4 protein-coding genes are annotated in these 3649 nt (G+C 65.5%); 1 reads left to right on the top strand and 3 read right to left on the bottom strand.

Annotated elements, in window-relative coordinates; all coding sequences use genetic code 11:
- From HP546_RS27630 to HP546_RS27620, 3 genes are all read right to left on the bottom strand, one after another.
- Positions 1-1522: bifunctional alpha/beta hydrolase/class I SAM-dependent methyltransferase (locus HP546_RS27630; RefSeq protein ID WP_172232218.1), on the bottom strand; the 1522-nt coding region annotated here is incomplete at its 3' end.
- A gap of 31 nt (positions 1523-1553) precedes the next feature.
- On the bottom strand, positions 1554-2159 hold the full coding sequence (locus tag HP546_RS27625) for a CDP-alcohol phosphatidyltransferase family protein (RefSeq protein WP_172232215.1): 606 nt from the start codon (positions 2157-2159) through the stop codon (positions 1554-1556).
- Positions 2160-2282: 123 nt separating this feature from the next.
- Positions 2283-3164: a LysR substrate-binding domain-containing protein gene (locus HP546_RS27620; RefSeq protein ID WP_172232212.1), complete on the bottom strand. Its 882-nt coding sequence runs from the start codon at positions 3162-3164 to the stop codon at positions 2283-2285.
- Between the two features lie 99 nt (positions 3165-3263).
- On the opposite strand from HP546_RS27620, the gene HP546_RS27615 reads away from it, so the two are divergent.
- Positions 3264-3649 (top strand): sulfite exporter TauE/SafE family protein (locus tag HP546_RS27615; protein ID WP_172232209.1); only part of this gene is annotated, 386 nt, incomplete at its 3' end.

Here is a 3649-nt window from a genome sequence, read left to right as displayed (position 1 = left end):
CCGCCAGGCCGGCCAGCGAGTTGCCCACCAGCTGGTTGCTGGGGAACAGTTCGTACAGCCCGGAAACCACTGCCAGGGTAGGGGGCTGTTGCAGTGTGGCCAGGCTCTGGCGGTCGAAGGCATCGCCCTGGACAAAGCGGGCGATATCGGCCAGGCCCTTCTCGGCGATCAGCGCGCTGCCTTGCTGCACGTTGAGCTCGCTGTAGTCGCGCAGCAGGATCGAATCCGGCAGTTGCTCGAGCTCTTGCAGTGCTTCGAGGATGTAGCGGCCATGGCCGGCGGCGATGTCGACTATGTGCACCGGCTTTTGTTGTTCGCGCAGGCGGGCGATGGCCTGGCGCAGCAGTTCTTCCACGTGCAGCTTGCGCTGGCGAATGCCGCGCCAGCCGATGGCGTCGAGGTAGTTCTGGTCAACCAGGCGACCCAGCTTGCCTTTGCCCGTGGGCTGATTGCGGTACACGTAGTCCAGGGTGCTGCCGGAATCAAAACCGGTGTCGAAGCCCAGCTTGACGCCCTCGGACAAGCTCTTGCCCATGCGCATGCTGGCCCGGGTTGCCCGCCAGTACAGGTCCCGGGGCGAGTTGCGCGGCAGCGGCGCCGCCAGGCTTTCGGCCTCGGCGCAGCTGGCGCCAGTCTTGTCGGCATCCAGCAGCGACGGCACGGTGGCGGGGCTGCTGAAGCAGTGTTCGACAAACCGCTCGATGCGCCGCAACGCATGGGCTCGGTCGCGCTCGCCGAGGGTGTCATGGAAAAACCCCGGCAGGATGTGCATTTCCTTGCGCGCGCTGCCCAGGCGTTCGAAGAAGCGCTCCTGCGGTTGGCGCTCGACCACGAAGTCGGCACCGGACACCAGCAGTTGCGTGGACACCTGGATGGCCTGGGCGTCCGCTACCACGCGGTCAGCAGCTTCATACAGGCCCAGCAGCATGGTCACCGAAATCGGCCGGCTGATCAGCGGGTCGGCGACATAAGACGCAATCCGCTCAGGGTCGTGTGTAAGCAGGCGTGGCTTGACGTAGCTGTTGACGAAGAAATTGCCGCGCACGGCCTTCAGCAGTTTCAGGCCGGGGCGGGCGAACGGCACGTACAGCTTGACCTTGAAGGCCGGCGAGGCCAGTACCAGGCAGCGCACCTTGGGCGCGTAGTCGTGGGCCCAGGTGGCGATCAACACCGCGCCGACGCTCTGTGCCAGCACCACCAGGTCCTGCTCGGCGATGCCGTGGTGGGTGTGGATGTGCTCGATGAAGGTTTGCACGTCGCGCACGCTGGTGGCGAACCCCGGGCTGTCGCCCCGCGCGCCTGGCGACCGGCCATGGCCGCGGGCATCCCAGGCGAAGAAGTCGTACCCCGGCATGTCCAGCTCATCGGCCAGATGGGCCATGCGCCCTCCGTGTTCGTGGCCGCGGTGGAACATCACCACGGCTCGGCGTGGCTGGTGTTCGTTGCGGGTGGCAGGCCAATGACGGTAATGCAACTCGACACCGTCATGGGTGGAGAAGTGCAGCGCTTGCGCTTGACGCATGATGATAAGTCCTTTTGCGACGGCAGACGGCTCAGCGGGTTTCGGCCAGCCCATGGCGAACCCGGTTGTAGAGGGTATAGAGGGAGAGCGCGAGGATCACCAGCATCAGGCCGTTGACCCACATGCCATCGAGCAGGCCGAAGGCGACGCCGGTGCCTACCACGCCGAAGGCGAAGGCCCGGTCGCTTTTGCCCATGGGCCCGTCGTAGCGCCGCGAGGCACCGGCCAGCGGGCCCATGACCCCTGCGTATTCGCTGAAGGTGGCGCTCAGCACTACCAATACCACCAAGGCCGGCGAGACACCGGCCAGCAGGGCGAAGGGCAGGTACAGGGCGGCGTCGGCGACCACGTCACTGAGTTCGTTGAGGTAGGCGCCGAGGGTGGATTGCTGGCCGAATTCCCGGGCCAGCATGCCGTCGACGGCATTCAGCGCCATGCGCAGCAGCATCCACACCGGCACCAGGATGAACAGCGAGGTGACGTGGGGCAGGCCGGCCAGCAGCAGGCCAAGCAGGATCGACACGACGGCGGCGGCGACGGTGACCTGGTTGGCGGTGACGCCACGGTCGTAAAGGCGCTGCACGGTGGGGCGCAGCAAGGCCTGGAAACGCGGTTTGAGCTGGTAGATCGATGCCACTGGAAAATCCTTTTTCGTGGTGCCTCAGGGCGTTAATTGTGTGTGAGCCTTGTTCGCGGGTAAACCCGCGCTCACAGGTTTGATGATTATCTGCAGACTGGCGCTGCTTTTTGCAGGCGTGTTTCAGCCGGTCAAGGTGGTTACCAGCCCTGCGGCATAGCCTGGCAGCGTCGAAAAATCCCGCGCGCAAATTAGTAACCGGCGGTTGGCCCAAGGTTCCCGCAGCGCCGCCCAGTGCAACGGCAATAGCCCCTGCCAACGCTTCACGGCAGCCAGTGGCACCACTCCGACCCCAGCCCCGCCCGCGACCATGCGGATCACCCCGTCGAACCCCTCTGCCCGCACCCGAACTTGCATGCGCCGCCCTTCGCGCAGCGCCTGCTCCTCCAGGTACAACGCCAGTGCACTGCTGGCCCCAAGGCCGATATGGCCGTGGGCCAGGCTGTCGATGAAGGTGGGCGCGGCGGCGCTGGCCAGCGGGTGGTCCGGCGGCGTCACCAGTACCAGCGGATCGTCGCGAAATGGCACGGTTTGCAGGTGCTCGCTGGGCGCCGCGGTCGAGATGATGCCCAGGTCGGCCATGCCCTGGGTAATCGACTGCACGATGCGCAGGCTCGGCAGTTCCTGGACATCCACGTTTACGCCGGGGTTTCTGGCCAGGTAGCCGGCCAGCAATTCGGGCAGATACTCGGTGAGCGCCGCCGTGTTGCACAGCAAGCGCACCTGGCCCTGCTGCCCCTGCGCGAACTGGCCCAGGTCGAACTGCAGGCGCTCGACTTGCTGCGCTATCAACCGGGCATGCTGCAGCAGTGCCTGGCCGGCGGGGGTCGGCTGCACGCCGCGGCGGTTGCGTTCCAGCAAAGGCACGCCCAGCGACGCTTCCATGGCCCGGATGCGCGCACTTGCGGCTGGCAGCGACAGGTGGCTGCGGCTGGCACCAGCGGTGATGTTGCCGCATTCCAGCGTGTGCTGGAACAGCTTGAGATCGGTCAGGTCGAAACGCATGGATCTTTATCCTGAAGATGTCCTGGCTCTGTCCTGGCAAGAGCCTGGCTGAGTATATGGCAGATTTTCAACACGCCAGGCGTCGGCCATCATCGGTCCATGAATACCCTTCTCGCGTTCTACCACAACATTGGCCCAGCCCTGTCAGTGCTGGTTGTATTGACCTTTCTGCTGGCCGGCGCGGTTAAAGGGGTGATTGGCCTCGGTCTGCCGACCATCGCCATGGGCCTGCTGGGGCTGGCTATGTCACCGGCGCAGGCTGCAGCCCTGCTGATCGTGCCTTCGACGCTGACCAACCTCTGGCAACTGGCGGTCGGCGGGCATCTGCCGGCATTGCTGCGCCGGCTTGGGCCGCTATTGGCGATGATTTTCGTCGGGACATTGCTCGGCAGTGCATGGCTGGGCATCAACAGCGGGCCGTGGGCGGTGCATGCATTGGGGGCGGCGCTGGTGATCTACGCACTATACGGGCTGGTGGGGCCGGC

Source organism: Pseudomonas sp. CM25 (genome assembly GCF_013179705.1).
In the GTDB taxonomy this organism is placed as follows: Bacteria; Pseudomonadota; Gammaproteobacteria; order Pseudomonadales; family Pseudomonadaceae; genus Aquipseudomonas.
This window is presented reverse-complemented; position numbering and strand designations above follow the sequence as displayed.

Excerpts from the sequence above, each read along its gene's own strand:
- HP546_RS27620 (WP_172232212.1), bottom strand. The coding sequence starts at position 3,164 with ATGCGTTTCGACCTGACCGATCTCAAGCTGTTCCAGCACACGCTGGAA.